The sequence below is a fragment of the Opacimonas viscosa genome (assembly GCF_024199005.1).
Taxonomy (GTDB): domain Bacteria; phylum Pseudomonadota; class Gammaproteobacteria; order Enterobacterales; family Alteromonadaceae; genus Opacimonas; species Opacimonas viscosa.
In genome coordinates this window covers 11,747-33,374 of record NZ_JANATA010000014.1, presented here as the reverse complement: position 1 = coordinate 33,374, position 21,628 = coordinate 11,747, and the positions used below count along the sequence as shown (strand labels likewise).

Here is a 21,628-nt window from a genome sequence, read left to right as displayed (position 1 = left end):
GTTTTTATCCCTCTTGAGCGTACTGCACTAAAAATCGGTCAAATGCACGGTATTGTAGTGCTTCAGCAAGGTGACTTTGGGTAATAGTATGGTCCTGTTCGAGATCAGCAATCGTACGGGCAATTTTTATAATGCGATGGCTAACGCGTAGTGATAAACCTAAGCGGTCAATAGCCATGCGCATGAAGTTTTCTTCTGTTTGACCTAATGGGCAGTGCGTTTTGATATGGCGTTGTGTCATTTTTTGATTAAGCGCCCCTTGTCTTTTTATCTGCAAGGTTTGTGCTTTTTGGACTCTTTGTGCCAGCTCAGCTGACGTGTTAGCTACTTGAGTGGGAGGTGGTGTGCGAAACATATCATTGACACTGACTTTTTTGACGTCAACTTGGATGTCAATCCGATCGAGAAATGGGCCAGATATCTTTTGTAGGTAACGCATGGTTTGATCATAGGTACTGCGATTATTCTCTATATCACCAGTAGGGCTCGGATTCATGGCTGCGATTAATTGAAAGTCAGCAGGAAACGTTACATTGTAATTTGCTCTGGAAAGATGCACTTGACCACTTTCTAATGGTTCTCTGAGATTGTCAATTGCTGCACGTTGAAATTCCGGTAATTCATCCATAAACAGTGTTCCCCGGTGGGCCAGCGATATTTCTCCTGGTTGAGGTATTAAACCGCCTCCTATCATAGCCGTCGGTGTCGTTGAATGATGTGGTTGGCGCAGTGGCCTAGCTCCCCATTGCGAATGACAATCCTTGCCTGCTACAGATAAAATCATAGCGTTGTCGACCGCCTCTGCTTGGCTTAGAGGAGGCAATAGAGAATTAAACCGTTGGGCTAGCATGGTCTTACCGGAGCCTGGCGGACCAAATAACAAGACGTTGTGACCGCCAGCAGCGGCAATCAAAAGTGCCCTAACGGCTTTGTCCTGTCCAATGACATCAGCGATATCTAAGTCGTTACCACTGGGCTGATTTATATTTTCATCAGCCGTAATTTTAGGTAGCAAATCCGTTTGTTTAATATGCCCAACAATATCGCTTAGATGAGTACCGGTGAATGCTTGAATAGGGGCTAATAAAGACAATTCAGTTGTGTTATGAATACTCGTTAATAACGTTTTATTTGCTTTGGTACAGGCTAAAGCGGCTGACATGATCCCATCGACTCTTCTGAGTTGACTGGATAGGGCTAGCTCTCCGACACATTCGTAAGGGTCTAGTTGGTGCTGCTCGAGTTGACCGCTCGCAACGAGCAAACCCAAGGCGATTGCCAAATCAAAACGTGCCCCTGATTTTGGTACATCTGCAGGAGAAAGGTTAACGGTGATACGTTTACTGGGAAACTCAAACCCAGCGTTGATCATTGCGGATCGCACTCTTTCCTTGGCTTCCGAAACACTCCGTTGGGGTAACCCGACCAGCTGAAAACAAGGGAGTCCGACACTAATATGCACTTCGATGGTAATTAATGGTGCTGTCATACCAATACAAGCTCGAGAGTAAATGATTGCCAAGGACATTGCGCTATCCACAGAAAGAAAAAAAGAGAGTGATATAAATATAATTGGCAGTCTAACTTGGTTAGGACAGTTTTATGTAAAACTCAACCAAAGCACAGGTCGAAGAATTGAATTTATCTTTGCAAGAGTTTGAGTGTTGTATCGCTTATTATTTTGAGCTAGTATTACTGAGGATCGTACTTATGTATGCTTCATCAGTGACCATTCTATTTTAGAGATAAAGGTTAATATAAACGACTTTTATACTGCTAAACCTTCATTCCAAACATGTATGTTACCGTTTGTGTATACGTGTGTCTGCTATTTTGCTTTGTTTCGATTTTGAATACCCGGAATAGACATGAGTTGGCATTATTACAATTAACTGTGTATCAGCGTCTCTTGAGCTTGCTACCTAAAAGATTAATTGTCGTGTATTATTTAGACGTATTTAAGATTCCTCAAATAGGCATACCTGTTTGACCCCTACATGATTTAAGGAAGTAAAATGGCTAAGACCCCTGCTGAAAAAATTTGGTTTAATGGTGACATCATGCCTTGGCAAGATGCAACCGTGCATGTCATGACTCACGCTATTCACTATGGCTCTTCAGTATTCGAAGGTATTCGTGCTTATAACACACCAGATCAAGGCACCTGTGTTTTCCGTTTGAATGACCACAACCGTCGCTTGTTTGATTCGGCAAAGATTTATCGTATGACCATCCCTTACACGCTGGATCAAGTCAACACGGCTACTATGGATATTATTCGCGCAAATGACTTGAAATCTGCGTATATTCGTCCAATTGCGTTTTATGGCGATTTAGGTATGGGTATCCAAGTCCCGTTCGGCCAGGAAACGGAATTAAGTATCGCTGCTTTTGAGTGGGGCGCTTACTTAGGGGAAGAAGCCTTACAAAACGGTGTTGATGCAGGTATCTCATCGTGGAGTCGTCTAGCCGCCAATACCTTACCTACAGGTGCAAAAGCCGGTGGTAACTACTTGTCATCTCAGCTTATTTCAATGGAAGCCCGTCGCCATGGTTACGGCGAGGGGATTGCGCTCGACGTTAATGGCTATGTATCAGAAGGTGCAGGCGAAAACATTTTTGTTATACGTGACAAAGTGGTGATGACGACTCCGAAAACGGCAGCTATTTTACCTGGTATCACACGTGATACATGTATGGTCATGTTAAAAGAACTTGGCTATGAGATCCGTGAAGAAAACATTCCGCGCGAATCAATGTATCTAGCTGATGAAATATTTATGTGTGGAACGGCAGCTGAAGTAACACCTGTGCGTTCAGTCGATGGTATTGCAGTGGGTAATGGTGGTCGTGGGCCAATTACCAAAGAAGTTCAAGATATGTTCTTTGGTTTATTTAACGGTTCTACACCTGATAAATGGGGTTGGTTAACTCCTGTTTATAAGTAAAAAATTTAGATTTTAAAAGAGAGATTATTGTGCCAAAACTTCGCTCAGCAACAACAACACAAGGCCGTAATATGGCTGGCGCACGTGCTTTATGGCGTGCGACAGGAATGAAAGATTCTGACTTTGGTAAGCCAATTATTGCGGTTGCTAATTCATTTACTCAGTTTGTGCCAGGCCATGTCCACCTCAAAGATATGGGGCAACTGGTGGCTCGTAGTATCGAAGCGGCTGGTGGCGTCGCTAAAGAATTTAATACTATTGCGGTTGATGATGGTATTGCGATGGGGCATGCCGGTATGCTGTATAGCTTGCCGTCACGTGAAATCATTGCTGATTCTGTGGAGTATATGGTCAACGCACATTGTGCGGATGCTATCGTCTGTATTTCTAACTGTGACAAAATTACTCCAGGAATGTTAATGGCATCTATGCGCCTGAATATCCCAGTGATTTTTGTTTCCGGTGGTCCGATGGAAGCAGGTAAAACAAAACTTTCTGATAAATTAATTAAACTCGATTTAGTTGATGCCATGGTTGCGGCTGCAGATGACAAAGTATCTGATGCAGATAGTGAAGAAATCGAACGCTCAGCGTGTCCGACTTGTGGTTCTTGTTCTGGTATGTTTACTGCGAATTCGATGAACTGCTTAACTGAAGCACTAGGCTTATCATTGCCTGGTAACGGTTCTTTGTTAGCGACACATGCTGACCGTGAACAACTCTTCATTCGTGCCGGTCAGGAAATCGTAAAGCTATGTCAACGCTACTATGGTGATGATGATGAGTCAGCACTACCTAGAAATATTGCAAACTTCAACGCTTTTGAAAATGCGATGAGTTTGGATATTGCGATGGGTGGCTCAACAAATACTATTTTGCATTTGCTTGCTGCTGCGATTGAAGGCGAAGTGCCATTTACAATGGATGATATTGATCGCTTATCTCGCAAAGTACCGCATTTGTGTAAAGTCGCCCCTGCGACGCCAGAATACCACATGGAAGATGTCCATAGAGCGGGTGGTGTCATGGGTATTTTGAATGAATTAAATAAAGCCGGTTTATTCCATGCAGATGCGAATCATGTGCTAGGTGGTACTATCGGAGATGTTATTGCAAAGATGGATATTACCCGTGAAAATCCAGAGGCAGATACGTTTTATCGAGCAGGCCCAGCTGGCATTCGCACGACTCAAGCTTTTAGCCAAGACTGTCGCTGGGATACAGTGGATAACGATCGTGAGAACGGCTGTATCCGCAGTATTGATAATGCATTCAGCTTAGAGGGTGGCCTAGCTGTTCTCTTTGGTAATTTAGCTGAAGATGGTTGTATTGTGAAAACTGCAGGTGTCGATGAATCCATTCATAAATTTGATGGTGTAGCACGTGTGTTTGAATCACAAGATGATGCGGTATCTGCGATATTACAAGATACGATTAACCCGGGCGATGTTTTGGTCATTCGTTATGAAGGGCCTAGAGGCGGACCGGGTATGCAAGAAATGCTATATCCAACGTCATACCTAAAATCCAAAGGATTAGGTAAAGCATGTGCATTGATCACTGATGGTCGATTCTCTGGAGGAACGTCAGGTTTATCAATCGGTCATTGTTCACCTGAAGCTGCTAGTGGTGGTGGTATCGCGTTGGTTGAAGATGGCGATAAGATAGCCATTGATATTCCTAATCGGAGTATCAACCTAGTGTTATCTGATGCAGAAATCAGTGCACGTCGAACGGCTATGGAACAACGTGAGCGTCCATACAAACCGGTATCTCGTGAGCGGAAAGTATCTTTAGCGCTGCGCAATTTTGCTATGTTAGCAACGAGTGCCGACAAAGGTGCTGTCCGTGATCCAGCAAAGCTAGAAGATATCTAAAGGATAAATTAGTGACTCAATCAACACCACTTAGCGCGAACGAATATTTGAAAAAAATTTTGTTGGCACCTGTTTACGAAGCTGCCGTCAATTCAGACTGTGTGGTGATGAATCGCTTGTCCATGGAGTTAGGCAATACGGTTGTTTTAAAACGTGAAGATCAGCAACCGGTCAAGTCATTTAAGTTGCGTGGCGCATATAATCGCATTAGTCAATTATCAGCAGAACAGTTAGCAGCAGGCGTGATTGCTGCTTCTGCTGGTAATCATGCTCAAGGCATGGCTTATGCTGCCCAAAAGAAACAAATTCATGCCACGATCGTAATGCCAGAAACCACACCTGATATAAAAGTCGATGCGGTGCGTCGATTCGGTGGAGAGTGGGTGACGATTGTGCAACATGGTACTAGTTTTGATCAGGCATTAGCGAAAGCGAATGCATTAAGTGCAGAGCACAACTTAACGGTCATTCCCCCCTTTGATGATCCAGATGTGATTGCGGGACAAGGTACGATTGCCCGTGAAATGTTAGAGCAACATCCTGAGTTGGACACGTTGTTTGTGGCGGTCGGTGGTGGTGGTTTAGCTGCTGGGATTGCCGTTTATGTCAAACAGCTGCGCCCAGAAGTCAAAATCATTGCGGTTGAATCGGCTGAATCAGCATGCCTAAAAGCAGCTATGGAGGCTGGTGAACCTGTTGCATTACCTTCTGTGGGTATTTTTGCTGATGGTGTTGCTGTTAAAATTATGGGCCAGGAAACATTTCGTCTTTGCCAAACGTACGTAGATGAAGTGATGACAGTGACCAACGATGAAATATGTGCAGCCATCAAAGACATTTTCGACGATACACGGGTCATTGCTGAGCCTGCAGGCGCTTTATCTGTAGCGGCAATTCGCAAATACACACGAGAAAACAATGTGTCTGGCCGGCACTTAGGTGGTATTTTGTGTGGTGCCAATATTAATTTTCACACCCTGCGTTATGTTTCTGAACGCTGTGAATTAGGTGAAGGTAAAGAAGCCGTCTTTTCGGTGAAAATTCCAGAGCAAACGGGTTCATTTAAAACATTCTGCGAATTACTCGGCGGTATTAATATCACTGAGTTTAACTATCGCTTTGCAAGTAAAAGCGAAGCACATGTCTTTGTTGGTGTGAAGTTGAAACGCGGTTTGGCAGAATATGCAGAATTAACTAGTAGGCTCGCTAGCGCCGGTTATGAATGGTGTGATCTTTCGAATAATGAATTGGCGAAGTTACATGTGAGGCATATGGTTGGCGGTAAACCACCAGTACCCATCAATGAGCGTGTATTTGGTTTTGAGTTCCCGGAATACCCAGGGGCTTTAATGCACTTCTTAAACACGCTAGGAGCACGTTGGGATATTACTTTATTCCACTATCGCAACCACGGTGCGGCAGAAGGTTTAGTGTTAGTTGGCTTTGATTTACCAGATAATTGTGAACATGCTTTCCAAAAGCATTTGGAGCAACTGGGCTTTACTTATGCCGAACATACCGATAACCCTGCTTATCAATTCTTTCTAGGCAATCATTCATAAGCGTTTATGGATAAAAACAAGCTATCACATTGCCAAGTTTCACATTGGCAATGTGAGGTGTTCGTTTGTTTAGTCTAGGTTTTGTAAATGTTGGACAATCTCAGGGTATACCAAAGTATTGACCAACTGGCTCAATTCTTCTGAGTTGGCGTTCAACTCTAAAGCTCCAGATTCATTCGAGGTCAGTAAACCATTCTCACGTAAGCCATTAACGAGCGTAGCAAAGACGTTTTTGTCAGAAAATTCAGGTGAACTCACACCAAATAATTTAGATAAACGCTCAGCGATTTTCCTCGAACCGCGTTCTAGGTCACCACGGCTAGTCGACTCATTTTGGCGCAATTGATGTAAAACTACTGCATAGCGCTGGAAGGTCTCTTGTAATACTTTAGATAATAACCATGCCGACGTGAATGCCTTGTCTTCTGCCGGTGGTGCTTGCAGTTTTCTACCTGTTTGAACCAGTAAACCTTGGGATTTCAGTTGGTCTATATAACGATCAATTAAATCGTTTAATTCAGCGGGTTTAAAGTAAATGAAAAGCTCTTTTTGTAACAGCGGATAAATTGTCGCACAAGTCGCTTTGATATATTTCTTTTCACATCCTTTTTGGGCAAAAACGAGTGCTAAAATCAAACTAGGCAGAGCAAATTGATGCATGATGTTGTTGCGGTAATACGTTAATACAACCGCTTTATTTGGCAGTGGCGCAATTAATTCACCGTACTCATCTTTGGTCACTTGCAGACGTTTCAAAGCAAGGGTCTGCTCAACCATTTTGGCAGCACTTATATCTGGAACAGATGCCGTATCTGAAAATGGCAGCGCCTTAAACAAGGTGAGATAATCAGCCAAAGTATGAATAAGATCTGCTTTACTGAGCGTGTGCATTTTGGCTGAAAGTAAACATAACGCAATCAGTGACATACCATTTAGCGCACCAGATTTATTTATTTCTAACATGACATCATCTGCTAAACGATTGACGGCAGGGGTCAACCACGCGGGTTTTTTATCTGCTTCTGTAGGTCTATCGGTATTCCAGTCTGGTGTATACTCATCCAAGAATTTATTCAGCTGGATTGGCTCACCAAAATTCAAGAAACCATGGCCGTAGTTACGCAGTTTTTTCAGTGCACCAAGCACTTGTAAAGGCGATTCTTTTTTCTTGGATTTCCCTTTGAGTTCTTTTACATAAGAACTGACTTCCATCACATTTTCATAACCAATATACACAGGTACGATACTGACGGGGCGGTTAATGCCTTTGCTCATTGCTTGGAGAGTCATGGCGAGCATGCCCGTTTTCGGAGGTAATAAACGACCGGTACGCGAGCGACCACCTTCAGGATAGTATTTAACAGAATATCCTTTGTTAAATAACAGTTCTAAATACTCCCGAAAAACAGCCGTATATAATTTATTTCCGGCAAAGCTGCGACGCAGGAAAAAAGCACCTGCGCGACGGAACAATGGACCTGCTGGCCAAAAGTTAAGATTAATTCCGGCTGCTATGTGCGGAGTCACTAACCCTTCTTTGTAGATGACATAGGTCAGTAATAAATAATCCATATGGGAACGATGACACGGCACATATACAATTTCATGACCATTACGGGCTAGTTCACGAACTTTTGCAGCATTACCTACAGAAATCCCATTGTAAATTTTATTCCAAAGGGGAGTGAGGATGCGATCCGCAAAACGTACCAGCCCTTCCCGATAATCACCTGCAATTTCTGTGAGATAGTCATGCGCTTCTTGTTTAGCTGCGGCTTTGGTTTTGCCTTTATTGGCTACCAGATCAGCTATCGCGGCTTTTACGGATTCAGATCCCACCACCGCAGAATGTAATGTTTGTCGCTCCAAGAGTGTTGGGCCAGTTAACCCTTGGCGTTTACGTTGAAAATGGGTACCTGTCACACGAATTAATTTTTTGGCTATGTGAGCATCAGTCCCGTGTTGTTGGGCCATATACTGACTCGAGACAGAGCGTGAGAATGATACGAAACTGTCGCGCCCCAAAAATAAAACAATAAATACTTTACGCAACCAACTCGGTGAAGCGACATCGACTAAGATATCACTGAACCCCGGTTTGGACTTATCTGGCGCCCGGCCCCAAGTGATATAAACGGGGACAATTTGTAAATTTAAGTTGGGTTGTTGGCGATGGATATGGAATAAGTTGGTAACCTGTTGCTCCATTTTTTTCTTGGTAGATTTCTTGCCGAACAAGGGTTTAGGGCTGTGTAAATACAAACAAGTGTTGATCGATTTTTCTGTTGTCAACGTGATGGATTTAAAAGGACTGATTAACCCCAGTTTTTTTGCTGAGATAGATAATGCGACTTGATCAGAGATAGAGTCAGTATGCAGCACGTACAAAGTGGGTTGGTCTGGGTCTATATTCAGTTCTTCTGACAGTGCGCTAGGGATCGTGTGCGGTCGCACTAAAAGGCGCAATGGCCAATATAGAAGGAAAATCAAAACAGTACGAAGCGCAGACATATAAAGTATCCTAAATTAATAACATCGTTATTATAACGTGAAATCTTGGGTAAGCGTTAGTCGGAATAAAGCGAGTCTGGATAAATAAACACTTGTAATTTATACAGCACTGGATATACTCACAATACTGTTTGCATTCACAGGATTAAATCATGCGTCCCTTAACACCTCGTCAACAAGAAGTATTAGACCTTGTTAAAGCTGCTATGCTCGATACTGGTATGCCACCAACGCGAGCTGAAATTGCTCGCCAACTTGGTTTTAAATCGGCGAATGCAGCTGAAGAACACCTAAAAGCACTCGCTAAAAAAGGTGTGATAGAAATGCTACCGGGCACGTCACGCGGGATTAAATTAAATGTGCCTTTGGATGATGTGGTTGAAGAAGAAGGCTTACCACTTATTGGCCGTGTGGCTGCTGGTGAACCTATCCTAGCCCAAGAACATGTCGAATCTCATTACAAAGTGGATCCTGCATTATTTCATCCGGCAGCTGACTTTTTACTTCGTGTCAATGGCATGAGTATGAAAGACATTGGTATTCTTGACGGCGATTTACTCGCGGTACACCGGACTACGGATGTGCACAATGGGCAGGTTGTCGTTGCGCGTGTTGATGAAGATGTTACGGTGAAGCGCCTAGAGAAAAATGGTTCTCAGGTGGTTTTACACGCTGAAAATGAAGATTTCTCCCCTATCAAAGTCGATTTAGCTACTCAGCCATTTAACATTGAAGGGATCGCAGTGGGTGTGATCAGAAACGCAGATTGGATGTAAGCTAGAAAACGTAAATTTACCTGAACAATACACTTAAATTCGTAAAACCAGCGTATGAAAATATGCTGGTTTTTTTATGCGTCAAAAGAATCTAAGCCCCTGAAACCTAAACTAAAGTTGATATTTTTGAATATCAGCACGCAAATTGACATTTAAAGCACATAAAACGGTTGTACAAATTACACACATTGTTTAACATGATATTAACAGTATTTGTATATCGGCTTAACATTTCGTCATTTTTCTAAACAAAATAATAATTACGAAATGTTTGCTGTGGATTAAAAACCGCGGAGGTGTTGAGTGGGTTTACTCAAGGGGACAATCGGAACGCTGATGAGTATGTTTGTATCATCTGCTGTGTTTGCACAAAGTGCAGAGAGCGCAAGAAGTGATTTAAATTTACGTCAAGGTGTGACCGAGATTAGCTCTCAAGTGTATGACTTACATATGCTGATGTTTTATATATGTATAGGCATTGGTGTATTAGTTTTTGGGATCATGTTTATTTCGATGTTTTTGCATCGTAAATCAAGAGGCGTAAAGCCAGCTAATTTTCATGAAAGCGTAAAGGTTGAAATAGCATGGACAGTCGCGCCATTTGTTATTTTAGTACTGATGGCTATTCCTGCAGCTAACACATTGATAGCGATGGAAGACACTTCTGAAGCTGATTTGACTGTATTAGTCACCGGCTCACAATGGAAGTGGCACTACAAATACATGGACAGTGACATAGAGTATTTCTCTAATCTAGCTACTCAGCGAGAACAGATTAATAACAAATTCAGTAAAGGTGAAAACTACTTATTAGAAGTAGATCGCCCTTTAGTTATCCCAACAGGGCAAAAGGTACGTTTTCTGATTACTTCAGATGATGTGATTCATTCTTGGTGGGTGCCTGACTTTGCAGTGAAAAAAGATGCCAATCCAGGCTTCATTAACGAAGCCTGGACCAATGTTGTTGAGCCTGGTGTATATCGTGGTCAGTGTGCTGAGTTATGTGGCAAGGACCATGGTTTTATGCCGATAGTCGTCATCGCGAAAGATCCTGCTGATTACAATGCATGGAAATCTGAAAAGATAGCGGCGATCGAGGAAGCCAAAGCTGAAGAGGAACGTTTGCTCGCTATGAACATGAGCATGGATGACTTAATGGCGAATGGTAAAAAACAATATTTAGCCAAATGTGCAGCATGCCACCAACCTAATGGTGAAGGTTTACCTGGTGTTTTCCCTTCGATTAAAGGGAGCTCTTTGGTCTTAAACGACAAAGTGGGACACATCGACATCATTTTGAATGGTCGTGCTGGAACGGCGATGCAGTCATTTTCGAAGCAATTAACCTTATCGGAAATTGCGGCAGTTGTAACATATACGCGTAATGCATGGGGCAATGACACGGGTGACATTATCCAAGCCAAAGATGTATTTATGCAAGCAAATGGTAAATAGGAGCGAAGATCATGAGTTCTGCAACAGAGACACTTAAACATGATGCTCACGATGATCATCATCATGGCCCCGCAAAAGGGATCAAACGTTGGCTTTTAACCACTAACCACAAAGATATTGGTACGCTATATCTATGGTTCTCTTTTATTATGTTTTTGACCGGTGGCGCGATGGCAATGGTGATCCGCGCCGAGCTATTCCAACCCGGTTTACAAATTGTTGATCCGCAGTTCTTTAACCAAATGACCACCGTACATGGTTTGATTATGGTTTTTGGTGCTGTTATGCCAGCATTTACAGGTTTGGCAAACTGGTTAATTCCAATGATGATTGGTGCGCCGGATATGGCACTACCAAGAATGAATAACTGGAGTTTTTGGATCTTACCTTTTGCTTTCTTGATTCTATTGTCTTCATTGTTTGTTGAGGGGGGTGGTCCAGCATTCGGATGGACATTCTATGCTCCACTATCCACCACGTACTCAGGTGACAGTACTGCCCTGTTTGTATTTTCTGTTCATATTATGGGTATTTCATCCATTATGGGCGCCATCAACGTCATTGTGACTATTTGGAATATGCGAGCACCAGGCATGACTTGGATGAAAATGCCAATGTTCGTCTGGACTTGGTTAATTACAGCATTCTTACTGATTGCGGTTATGCCGGTTTTAGCGGGTGTAGTCACAATGGTGTTGACGGATAAGTACTTTGGTACGAGTTTCTTCAACGCCGCAGGTGGTGGCGATCCCGTCATGTTCCAGCACATTTTCTGGTTCTTCGGACACCCTGAAGTGTACATTATGATTTTACCAGCATTTGGGATCATCTCTCACATTATTCCGACATTTGCTCGTAAACCACTGTTCGGGTATGCCTCAATGGTTTATGCAACAGCCTCTATTGCCTTGTTGTCGTTTATTGTTTGGGCACATCACATGTTTACTACAGGGATGCCAGTCGCAGCAGAGATGTTCTTCATGTTTGCCACCATGTTGATTTCTGTCCCCACCGGGGTCAAAGTCTTTAACTGGGTAGCTACCATGTGGCGTGGAGCAATGACGTTTGAAATACCCATGTTATTTGCTATTGCGTTTGTCATCCTATTTACGATAGGTGGCTTATCTGGATTGATGCTGGCGATTACACCGGTAGACTTCCAGTATCATGATACTTATTTTGTAGTTGCGCATTTTCATTATGTCTTGGTAACTGGCGCCGTATTCTCGATTATGGCAGCGGCATACTATTGGCTGCCAAAATGGACTGGTGTGATGTTTGATATTACGTTAGCCAAGTGGCATTTCTGGGCCTCCCTCATTTCTGTTAATGTGTTGTTCTTCCCTATGCACTTTGTAGGCTTAGCAGGGATGCCGCGTCGTATCCCAGATTACGCACTGCAGTTTGCCGACTTTAATAAGTGGATAAGTATTGGCGGCTTTGCCTTTGGTTTATCACAATTGATATTCCTTGCATTGTTGATTAAGGCTTGTCGCAAACAAGGTGAGCCAGTCAGCGACCAAGTGTGGGATGGGGCAGAAGGTTTAGAGTGGGAAATCCCATCGCCAGCACCTTATCACACCTTTGATACTCCACCTGTAGTGAAATAAGGACGTCTTATGCAACCAAAGCAATCACAAAACCCAAATAGTCGACTTGTTGTGAAATTAGTTGGTGTGGTATTTGGCATGTTTGCTTTTGGTTTTGCATTAGTCCCTTTGTATGATGTTTTTTGTGATATTACAGGGATTAATGGTAAGACTAATGAAACCGCTGTGACGTACTCTGCTCCAGAAGTAGATACGTCACGGATGATTACCGTGCAATTTATAACAAAAACAACCGCCGGTATGCCTTGGAAGTTTGAAGCTCGAACAGAAACGGTCAAAGTTCACCCTGGTGAATTAAATACTGTTGAATTTTATGTACGTAATCCTGCTATCAGAGATATTGTTGGACAAGCTATCCCTTCAGTTTCGCCTGGTACCGCAGCTTTATACTTAAATAAAACAGAATGTTTTTGCTTCAATAACCAACCCCTCCCTTCTGGACAAGAGGCTGTAATGCCGATGCAGTTCTATGTTGATCCACAACTACCAGAAGATATTAATTTTTTTACTGTTCAATATACTTTGTATGACATTACAGGCACGTCGGCGGACGTGACTACCGAATCTGCAGAGTAAAGGAGAGCTTAATGGCACAGCAAGAATACCAAAAGTACTACGTTCCAGAATCCAGTCCATGGCCGATTGTCGGAGCTGTGGCACTATTTTTAATTGCAGTTGGCGCTGCGAACTTTACTGTTGAGATGACCAAAGGCAAAGAAGGTTTTGGTGGCTGGATCCTATTTGCCGGGATCGCAATGTTGATCTTTATGGTCACCGGTTGGTTTAGAAACCAAATCCATGAATCTATGTCGGGTTTATATTCAGACCAATTGGGACGCTCTTACCGTCAGGGTATGGCTTGGTTTATATTTTCTGAGATTATGTTTTTTGCGGCATTTTTTGGAGCGTTGTTTTACGCCCGTACCATCGCGATCCCTTGGTTAGGCGGTGCATCCAACAATGCCATGACCAATGAAGTGTTATGGCCAGGGTTTGAAGCGGTATGGCCTTTGTTACAAACGCCAGGTGGGATTGAATCGACTCAGATGGGGTGGTTTGGATTACCGTTAATCAACACCTTGTTGTTACTGACTTCATCGGTTACATGCCACTATGCACATGTCGGTTTAGAGCAGAATAAACGCAAGCAGTTGTCTGTGATGCTCGCACTGACTATCTTCTTGGGCTGTATATTCTTGGGGCTACAAGCTTATGAGTATATCCACGCTTATGATATTGGTTTGACTTTAGATTCTGGTGTATATGGTAATACTTTTTACTTGCTAACAGGATTCCACGGATTGCATGTGACATTAGGTACCGTGATTTTAATTGTCTTGTATTTCCGAGTACAAAAAGGTCACTTTACTCCAGATAATCACTTCGCTTTCCAAGCAGGTAGCTGGTATTGGCACTTTGTCGATGTCGTATGGGTAATGTTATTCTTCTTGGTGTACATTTTATAGCTCAGGGGTATTATAGTTAACAGGAGTGCATGTACTTTGTCTGCCAGAGTAGCTGCCGACAGTTTTCTTAACCCAATACATGTTTTTTAGTCACAAAAAAGGGTAACCATACAGGTTACCCTTTTTCATACTTGTCTTTACATTCGGTTGCGTGAACATAAAAGTGAGTGATGTTAGTAAGGTCTAGGATTGGGTTGGATCCAACCCAATGCCACAGCGATTAGAATTAAAAAGACAATTGCCGCGGAGGCCAAGACTCTTCGTCCAATAAATTTAGACATGTTTTCTTTGGGTTGCTCGGCTTGCAACATGATTTTCATGGCTCTGAATAAGTTAAAAACCATAAAAATGAGTAAACCACCGATTAAAATTTTGATAAGCATGGTGTATTTCCAAAAAAATTAGGTATATTAGACCTATGAAGAATAATAACAAAAGCTTAACATTTATTTCACATGGCGTCGTGCTAATTGTTTTTATCTGTTTATGCATCTTGGGGACTTGGCAGTCACAGCGTTACTTTGCCAAACAAGAACGTCTGGAGACTATCGCTCAAAAAACGCAGTACAGGGCATTTACATTCCAAGACGTTCTTGATTATCCAAACCAAATCAATGACTTGCATGTTACCGATACGGTTCAAGAGCTTTCGGATAAATGGTTTTGGCTAGATAATCGTCAAATTGACGGCCAAGTGGGTTATGAGTTGATTATTCCTGGTTTAACCGATATTGGTTGGGTATTGATTAATTTTGGCTGGGTAAAAGGCGATAAATCACGTTTGTTGTTACCTGATATCAGCTATCTTGGGACAACACCGCTGTCTGTCACGGGGGCGATTGTTGTCCCAGGGAACAACCGTTTTGTGACAGAAACCGCTGCCAATGATGGTAAATTTCCTAAGTTGATCCAGCAAGTCGAATTTAGCGTGTTATCGACGTTTTCTGATATCGAATTACAACCATTTATGTTGAAAATGACCGAGCCTAGTGAACAATTCATTAGACGATGGCAGCCTGTGGTGATGGCGCCAGAAAAACATATTGGTTACGCCATCCAGTGGTTTGGTCTGGCCATTGCTTTGTGTGTGATTTACTGGCGGTTGTTGGTGAAACAGCAACGTCCTGCTGGCAGAGATACGACTTGATATAAAATCGGCCTAATGTAGCCATAGCTACTGTCAGGCATACATACCGACGTACTTTTGGTCTAGGTACGAATGACTCATGAACAATTGATTTTTTGCTATGAAATTTTAATGTCTGTTTACTAAGGAAAACAATGAACAATAAAAAAGCCCTGTTACTCCTCTTATTCGTCTTCATACTCCCCGTAATACTCGCTAAAGTTGCTTTGGAGAGTGATTTCTTTAACAAGGCCGCAACCAACTCTGGGGAGTTGCTTGATCCAGTGATTGACTTTAGTCCGGCATTGAGTGACCAAGAACCATTATGGCGATTGGTGTATGTGGTCCCCGATATCTGTGATGCCCAGTGTGAAAATGCGATTTTTGCGATTCAGCAAGTACATACAGCAATGGGTAAGCATAGTAGCCGTGTCCAACCTTTGGTGATTACGACGGAAACAAGTGCAACAGATATCTTGTCAGAGGCAAATTTAGCCCGTATTTATACGGAACAAAACGCGGTGGAAACTCAACATACCATTGCAACTGTTTCCTTGAGTAAAAAAAATGTAAATGAAATGTTTAAAAGTGTTGATGTAAATGCTATTTTTATTGTAGATACATTGAACAATGGGATGTTAAAGCACCCAACGTTTAGTGATAAAGAAGAGGCAGTACAAGCCAGTCGTTTAATTTTAAGTGACGTGAGAAAACTGCTCAAGTTATCTAGAATAGGATAGAGTTATTCATGAAGAAGTTAGCATTAGCGAGTATTTTACTTGCACTTGTCGTTATTGTCTTAGGTGCATATACCCGTTTAACTGATGCTGGCTTAGGTTGTCCTGATTGGCCTGGCTGCTATGGTTTAGTGGGTGTACCTATGACCACAGAGACGATTGAAGCCGCTAATCAAGCTTTTCCTGAAAGACCTGTAGAAGTTGAAAAAGCATGGAATGAGATGATCCATCGGTATTTTGCTTCAACCCTGGGTTTGTTTATTTTGATTATTGCGGGTCTTAGTATTTTTAAACGCAAAGCCACAGAACCTCTCAAACTTCCTTTATTTTTACTTATCTTGGTATGTTTCCAAGGTGCACTTGGCATGTGGACAGTCACGCTTAACTTATTGCCAGCGGTGGTAATGATGCACTTGTTAGGTGGATTTACGGTTATCTCGTGTTTGTTTTTATTGTATTTGCGTTTAACCCCTTATCAACTTCCGATGGGGAACGGAAATATGCGAAAGTATGCGAAATATGCATCGCTGGGTATTGTTTTGTTAGTCATCCAAATCGCACTTGGTGGTTGGGTATCAGCAAATTATGCGTCCTTAGCTTGTACTGAACTCCCGATTTGTCAGGGGAACTGGACCGATAATTTAGCCTTTGAAGGTGCCTTTAGTATCCCTCAGGCAGAAAATTATGAGTTCGGTGCACACCCGTATTATGAACGAATGACAATGCACATTGTACATCGCTTTGGTGCAATAGTAGTGAGTGCATACTTGATTTGGCTTGCGTTTGTTTTGTACACCAAAGCAAACTCGAACTTACTTAAAAAACTAGGTGGTACGATTGTTGTCGTCTTGTTTGTGCAAATTGCACTGGGTGTCAGCAATGTTGTTTATTCTTTACCGTTAACCGTTGCGACGTTACACAATGCTGTCGCCGCTTGTCTCTTGTTAGTCATGGTTATGACTACGTATACCCTGTACCGAAAAGTCTAGGAGATTTCCCATGGCAAATTCAGCCGCTGTTCCCAAAACAGCCTCTACCGAAAAAATGAATACGACTAAAATAATACAAAAAGCGTCTTGGCGTGATTATTATGAAATGACAAAGCCAAACGTTGTACTGCTTTTGTTGTTAACAGCATTGGTTGGTATGTGTCTCGCTTCTGAGACTTGGATTGATGCACAAGTTTTACTTGCTGGCTTGTTTGGGATTGGTGCGTTATCTTCTGCAGCCGCAGTGGTCAATCATGTGGTTGATCAAGAAATTGATACCAAAATGGCCCGGACGTTTAACCGCCCCGTAGCTAAAGGCCGAGTGACAACGACGCAAGCGCTCGTCTTTGCTGTGATATTAGGTGTCACTGGATTTATCGCTCTTGAGTTATGGGTAAATCGGTTAACCGCGATCCTTACCTTTGCCGGTTTGGTCGGTTATGCAGGGATTTATACGATGTTTTTAAAGCGCGCCACACCGCAGAATATTGTGATTGGTGGGTTAGCAGGTGCCATTCCACCATTATTAGGTTGGACGGCTGTGACTGGCGAAATTCATGCTTTTCCTTTGTTGTTAGTGTTGATTGTTTTCACCTGGACGCCACCGCACTTTTGGGCGCTGGCCATCCACCGCGAGAAAGATTACGCTAAGGCAAAGATCCCAATGCTCCCCGTAACGCATGGTGTTGAGTACACCAAAACATTTGTTTTATTGTATACCGTATTGTTGTGTTTGGTGTGCTTGCTGCCGTATTTAGTAGGAATGGCGGATATGATTTATTTGGTTGGGTCGAGCGCGCTCAATGCCGGTTTTATGTATTACGCATACAAACTTAAATATCATGCCGAACCAGAAACGGCTATGGCTACTTTCAAGTATTCGATTATTCATTTGATGGTCTTATTTGTTGTGTTATTGCTAGATCACTATATTCCAATTAGTTTATGATGATTAAATAAAAGGTAATCGGTATCGGTAATCGATTTTAGTTAGTCGCTAAACATTTTAGGAAGATAGTATTGATGCACCAACATTCTGGTCAATCCCAAAATCTGTTCTTGGTTATCGCAGCCTTGGTTGCATTAGTGGTAGGTATAACTTTTTACAAGCACTTCACCGCGCGTTCTGATTCCCCAACTATACAAGCATCCACAGTGCCCGATTTTGCAGAACAATACGGCACTGAGCATATCCAATGGTATCCACAACCTCGACAACTCACTGATTTTGAACTTATTACTAGTAACCAACAAACAATGACTAATCAAGCATTGCAGAATCAATGGACATTAGCTTTTGTTGGTTATACGTTCTGTCCGGACATTTGCCCTACCACTCTAGCTGCGTTGAATCGTGCTTATGCTGATATTTCTGCCATAGCGTCTGAGTTTCCTGTCAGAGTCTGGTTTTTATCGGTTGACCCAAAGCGAGACACACCACAACGACTAGCAGATTATGTACAGTTTTTTAATGCTGAATTTATGGCATCTACTGGAGAGCATTCTCAGCTGTACCCTTTGGTCCGAAGCATGGGTATGATGTATGCTATGGCAGGGGATACCAGTCAGCCGAATTATCTAGTTGACCATTCTGGTTCAATTGTATTGATTAATCCCCAAGGGCAAGTGGTTGGACGCTTCAAGCCGCAAAGTATACCAGGGCAAATAGCGGTTAGTGATACCGAACAAATTTTGGCAGATTTACCTAGAATTGTGGGTTCCTAAAAAAACAGAAATCAAAAACCAATCAAATACCAACGTCCTTCTTTAAATGGCATGGCTAATCCACAAATGTCCCATCTTTACGTGCTTTGAAAAATGGTTGTGAATACCAATAAAAACGTCCTTTTTGGGTTTTGCTCGGTGCTGTGCAATTAACTCTGGATCGACCTAGAGGCCATTCCTCCGGAAGATACACTCCCACTTTGGCTTTACCTTCTACTGTTTCGGTAACTACTTGCAGTCGTTCACCCTGAAAGAAACATCCTATTTGAGAGGTGTAAAAATCGCTATTATCGACACCCAACAGCATGGTTTCAGGCATTGTAGGAGTGACAACTGGGTCAGTAATGGTGTTTGTCACCACTGGGAACGCCAAACTATGCATTTTGGTTTTCAGGGTGTTAAGTGATGCATAGCGACCTCCGGCTGGAAACCTGGGTAATGCGCCAAAATCACTGAAACTAGCGATCCCGCCAGAATGTTGAGCAAAACCAGTATAACCAAGGTCGACTAATTGGTCTTTTAAAACGGTGGAGAATTCTCCAAAAGGATAAGCGAGATATTTGTGGGAATATCCGACTTTTGCGGTAAGTTGGGCTTCCGCTGTCGTTATATTCTGTAGCACTCGAGCTAGCCATTTGGTTTCATCTTCATTTGGTAAACGTGCTAACAAATGTAAATGATCCAAGGTGTGATTCGCAAACGTGACCCCTTCGTTTGTCATTACTGCAATGTGTTCCCAGGTCAGCTGTTTAGGACTTTGACCTATAGCAGGGGGATTCACAAAAACAGTGTATGGGAAGCCGTAAGATTTGAGTAAAGGGTGGGCATTGCTGTATATATTTTCATAGCCATCATCAAATGTTATCACTATGGTATTGGCAGGAACCGGTTTACCTTGGCGCAATGCATTCACGACATCAAAAAGCGGTAGAACATTAAAATTCTTAGCAATGTAAGCCAAGTGCTCAGCAAAAATATTAGGGCGAGTAGAGGTAATTGCAGGGGTGTCATCCGCCACATGGTGATACTGCAAAATAACCGCATTGTTAGCTAGGGGACCTTCCCAGGAAGAAAATACTGTAGCAGGGGGGATTTCAGTAGTGACAGTAGTGTCCTGGGCTACGTTATTTGAAGCTGATGCGACGGTTGGGGGCAAAGAGTGAGGTTTTGCAGCAACGGTGCTACCTGCGAGGGTAAAATAAAGCATACATATCAAGAACGGTTTAATACAAACCTGGCAAGGCATGCTAACATTGAAAAATTGATGACCCATTACGACTCCTATGCCTGTGTTAGCCCAACGACTCGGACGACATTATACGTTACTTGCTCTAGCTTTTCCCATGATCCTAGCCAATATCTCTCAACCCCTGTTGGGTTTGGTGGATACGGCTGTTTTAGGTCACTTGGGTGCACCAGAATACCTAGCTGGGACTGCGGTTGGTGCCTTTTTAATCTCTCAGTTATACTGGCTATGTGGTTTCTTTCGCCAATCCATGACGGGCTTATCGGCCCAGAGTAAAGGCTTTTACCAACAATCTCAGCAGTTTACTGGTTTTTGGGACGACTTAATTAGAGCGCTATTATTCGCGATAACAGTTGGTTTACTGCTAGTGGCACTCCAATATCCTATTTTGTCATTACTCCAAGGTTTTACAGATTTACCCCCGCTTGCAGCATCAAGTTTAGCAACATATTTTGATATTAGGATCATGAATGCACCAGTCGCATTGCTGAATCTTGTCACTATTGGGTATTTGGTCGGTCAGCATCGCACCAAAGCAGTGTTGTTGTTACAAGTCGGGATAAATTGCCTGAATATTTTACTGAATGTGATATTTGTTTATGGTTTTGATTTAGGTGTCGCAGGTGTCGCTTATGCCACGATTATCGCCGAATGGAGCATGTTGTTATGGAGTCTTTATTGGATCTTGAAACACACTCAGCAACTCACGCTAGGACAATGGACAAAGGCCCCAAGAAGTCTATTTCGTTGGTGCTTTTATGTTTTGCGTTGGACAGATTTGCTATCACCGACAGCACTGAGAATAGGCGCTTTCAGACGCATTGTGTCTTTGAACCGTGATTTATTCATTCGTTCTTTGCTGTTGCAATGCTGTTTAGCGTTTTTGACTTACCAAGGTGCGCGTTTTGGTGTTGAGGCAGCTGCAGTAAATGCTATTTTAATGCAGTTCTTTATTTTGGTAGCGTTGGGGCTAGATGGCATTGCTTATGCGATTGAAGCCATGATCGGCGAGTCACAGGGCGCCACCAAGGACTCAACAAAAATATCTGCCACCTTGTGGCGAGATATTAAAATTAGTTTACTGTGGTCAAGTATCATAGGTGGCATGACTATGTTAATAATGGCGCTTGGCTATCCGTTTTTTGTCACTATGCTGACCAACCAAGACAGCATTCTAGTAGCCGCAGCACCTTATTATTGGGTTATGGTAGTGTTACCGTTTGTTGCACACTGGTGTTATTGTTTAGACGGAATTTACATTGGGTTTACGCGTGGTGATGTCATGCGTAATAGTATGTTTGTCAGTGCGATATTTGGATTTTTTGGCAGTTATCTCTTATTTGGTTATATTTTTGCTTTTACCAATATGACGTTGTGGATAGCATTATTAGGATTACAGGCTACAAGGGGCTTCACCTTAGGTTGGCATTTGTATTGTATGCCTAAAGCAAGCGGTTAAAGCGACTCGCAAAAATACCTAAATAACCATACATGGCCAAGATAAATCCGCAAAATAGAGGGAAAAGTCCCGCACTAGATAACCAAGCTAGTTGGTGGTCGTAAAGCGTAAAAAACAACCCCAATAAGAAAATACCTAGAC

The 21,628-nt window shown here is 42.6% G+C and carries 18 protein-coding genes; 14 read left to right on the top strand and 4 right to left on the bottom strand.

From position 1 onward, the window contains the following. Nucleotides 1-4: 4 nt before the first annotated feature. Nucleotides 5-1,528 carry a YifB family Mg chelatase-like AAA ATPase gene (locus NLF92_RS08695; protein ID WP_254100899.1) on the bottom strand — a complete coding sequence of 508 codons (1,524 nt, stop codon included), beginning with the start codon at nucleotides 1,526-1,528 and terminating at the stop codon, nucleotides 5-7. A gap of 487 nt (nucleotides 1,529-2,015) precedes the next feature. Here NLF92_RS08695 and NLF92_RS08690 point away from each other — a divergent pair, with 487 nt between their 5' ends. Genes NLF92_RS08690 through ilvA form a run of 3 tightly spaced genes read left to right on the top strand, consistent with a single transcriptional unit; the run spans nucleotide 2,016 to nucleotide 6,387 of the window. Continuing rightward, the gene (locus NLF92_RS08690) at nucleotides 2,016-2,948 is read left to right on the top strand and encodes a branched-chain amino acid transaminase (RefSeq protein ID WP_254100897.1); all 933 of its coding nucleotides are present in this window, start codon (nucleotides 2,016-2,018) and stop codon (nucleotides 2,946-2,948) included. Between the two features lie 29 nt (nucleotides 2,949-2,977). Further along, nucleotides 2,978-4,825: a dihydroxy-acid dehydratase gene (ilvD, locus tag NLF92_RS08685; protein ID WP_254100895.1), complete on the top strand. Its 1,848-nt coding sequence runs from the start codon at nucleotides 2,978-2,980 to the stop codon at nucleotides 4,823-4,825. Nucleotides 4,826-4,836: 11 nt separating this feature from the next. Next, entirely contained in the window at nucleotides 4,837-6,387 is a 1,551-nt protein-coding gene (gene ilvA / locus NLF92_RS08680) for a threonine ammonia-lyase, biosynthetic (RefSeq protein WP_254100893.1), read from the top strand. Nucleotides 6,388-6,456: 69 nt separating this feature from the next. Here ilvA and plsB read toward each other — a convergent pair whose 3' ends face one another. Beyond that, on the bottom strand, nucleotides 6,457-8,898 hold the full coding sequence (gene plsB / locus NLF92_RS08675) for a glycerol-3-phosphate 1-O-acyltransferase PlsB (RefSeq protein ID WP_254100891.1): 2,442 nt from the start codon (nucleotides 8,896-8,898) through the stop codon (nucleotides 6,457-6,459). A gap of 152 nt (nucleotides 8,899-9,050) precedes the next feature. Between plsB and lexA the strand changes: the two genes are divergently transcribed. The 5 genes from lexA (at nucleotide 9,051) to NLF92_RS08650 (ending at nucleotide 14,205) form a co-directional block, all read left to right on the top strand. After that, nucleotides 9,051-9,674 (top strand): transcriptional repressor LexA, encoded by a 624-nt coding sequence (gene lexA, locus NLF92_RS08670; protein WP_254100889.1) that lies wholly within the window; start codon nucleotides 9,051-9,053, stop codon nucleotides 9,672-9,674. 336 nt (nucleotides 9,675-10,010) lie between these two features. Further along, nucleotides 10,011-11,129 (top strand): cytochrome c oxidase subunit II, encoded by a 1,119-nt coding sequence (gene coxB, locus NLF92_RS08665; protein WP_254100887.1) that lies wholly within the window; start codon nucleotides 10,011-10,013, stop codon nucleotides 11,127-11,129. A gap of 11 nt (nucleotides 11,130-11,140) precedes the next feature. Further along, nucleotides 11,141-12,739 carry a cytochrome c oxidase subunit I gene (ctaD, locus tag NLF92_RS08660; RefSeq protein ID WP_254100885.1) on the top strand — a complete coding sequence of 533 codons (1,599 nt, stop codon included), beginning with the start codon at nucleotides 11,141-11,143 and terminating at the stop codon, nucleotides 12,737-12,739. 9 nt (nucleotides 12,740-12,748) lie between these two features. Then, nucleotides 12,749-13,315 carry a cytochrome c oxidase assembly protein gene (locus NLF92_RS08655; protein ID WP_254100883.1) on the top strand — a complete coding sequence of 189 codons (567 nt, stop codon included), beginning with the start codon at nucleotides 12,749-12,751 and terminating at the stop codon, nucleotides 13,313-13,315. A gap of 11 nt (nucleotides 13,316-13,326) precedes the next feature. Next, complete coding sequence (locus NLF92_RS08650) at nucleotides 13,327-14,205, top strand: cytochrome c oxidase subunit 3 (RefSeq protein WP_254100881.1); 879 nt, start codon at nucleotides 13,327-13,329, stop codon at nucleotides 14,203-14,205. 173 nt (nucleotides 14,206-14,378) lie between these two features. On the opposite strand, the gene NLF92_RS08645 is transcribed toward NLF92_RS08650, so the two are convergent. Next, nucleotides 14,379-14,588 carry a DUF2909 domain-containing protein gene (locus NLF92_RS08645; RefSeq protein ID WP_254100879.1) on the bottom strand — a complete coding sequence of 70 codons (210 nt, stop codon included), beginning with the start codon at nucleotides 14,586-14,588 and terminating at the stop codon, nucleotides 14,379-14,381. A 35-nt stretch (nucleotides 14,589-14,623) separates the two neighbouring features. On the opposite strand from NLF92_RS08645, the gene NLF92_RS08640 reads away from it, so the two are divergent. The 5 genes from NLF92_RS08640 to NLF92_RS08620 all read left to right on the top strand — a co-directional run bounded on the left by NLF92_RS08640 (nucleotide 14,624) and on the right by NLF92_RS08620 (nucleotide 18,782). Then, nucleotides 14,624-15,352, top strand: coding sequence for an SURF1 family protein (locus tag NLF92_RS08640; RefSeq protein ID WP_254100877.1), 729 nt, complete (start codon nucleotides 14,624-14,626; stop codon nucleotides 15,350-15,352). Nucleotides 15,353-15,486: 134 nt separating this feature from the next. Next, a complete protein-coding gene (locus tag NLF92_RS08635) occupies nucleotides 15,487-16,071 on the top strand; it encodes a hypothetical protein (protein ID WP_254100875.1) in 585 nt (194 codons plus the stop codon). An 8-nt stretch (nucleotides 16,072-16,079) separates the two neighbouring features. Then, nucleotides 16,080-17,057 carry a COX15/CtaA family protein gene (locus NLF92_RS08630; RefSeq protein WP_254100872.1) on the top strand — a complete coding sequence of 326 codons (978 nt, stop codon included), beginning with the start codon at nucleotides 16,080-16,082 and terminating at the stop codon, nucleotides 17,055-17,057. A 55-nt stretch (nucleotides 17,058-17,112) separates the two neighbouring features. Beyond that, a complete protein-coding gene (gene cyoE, locus NLF92_RS08625; protein WP_254100984.1) occupies nucleotides 17,113-18,006 on the top strand; it encodes a heme o synthase in 894 nt (297 codons plus the stop codon). Nucleotides 18,007-18,080: 74 nt separating this feature from the next. After that, nucleotides 18,081-18,782, top strand: a complete 702-nt coding sequence (locus tag NLF92_RS08620) for an SCO family protein (protein WP_254100870.1) — start codon at nucleotides 18,081-18,083, stop codon at nucleotides 18,780-18,782. Between the two features lie 55 nt (nucleotides 18,783-18,837). Here NLF92_RS08620 and NLF92_RS08615 read toward each other — a convergent pair whose 3' ends face one another. Continuing rightward, on the bottom strand, nucleotides 18,838-20,055 hold the full coding sequence (locus tag NLF92_RS08615; protein WP_254100868.1) for a polysaccharide deacetylase family protein: 1,218 nt from the start codon (nucleotides 20,053-20,055) through the stop codon (nucleotides 18,838-18,840). Nucleotides 20,056-20,065: 10 nt separating this feature from the next. Here NLF92_RS08615 and NLF92_RS08610 point away from each other — a divergent pair, with 10 nt between their 5' ends. Next, nucleotides 20,066-21,487, top strand: a complete 1,422-nt coding sequence (locus NLF92_RS08610) for an MATE family efflux transporter (RefSeq protein WP_254100866.1) — start codon at nucleotides 20,066-20,068, stop codon at nucleotides 21,485-21,487. Nucleotides 21,488-21,628 lie beyond the last annotated feature (141 nt).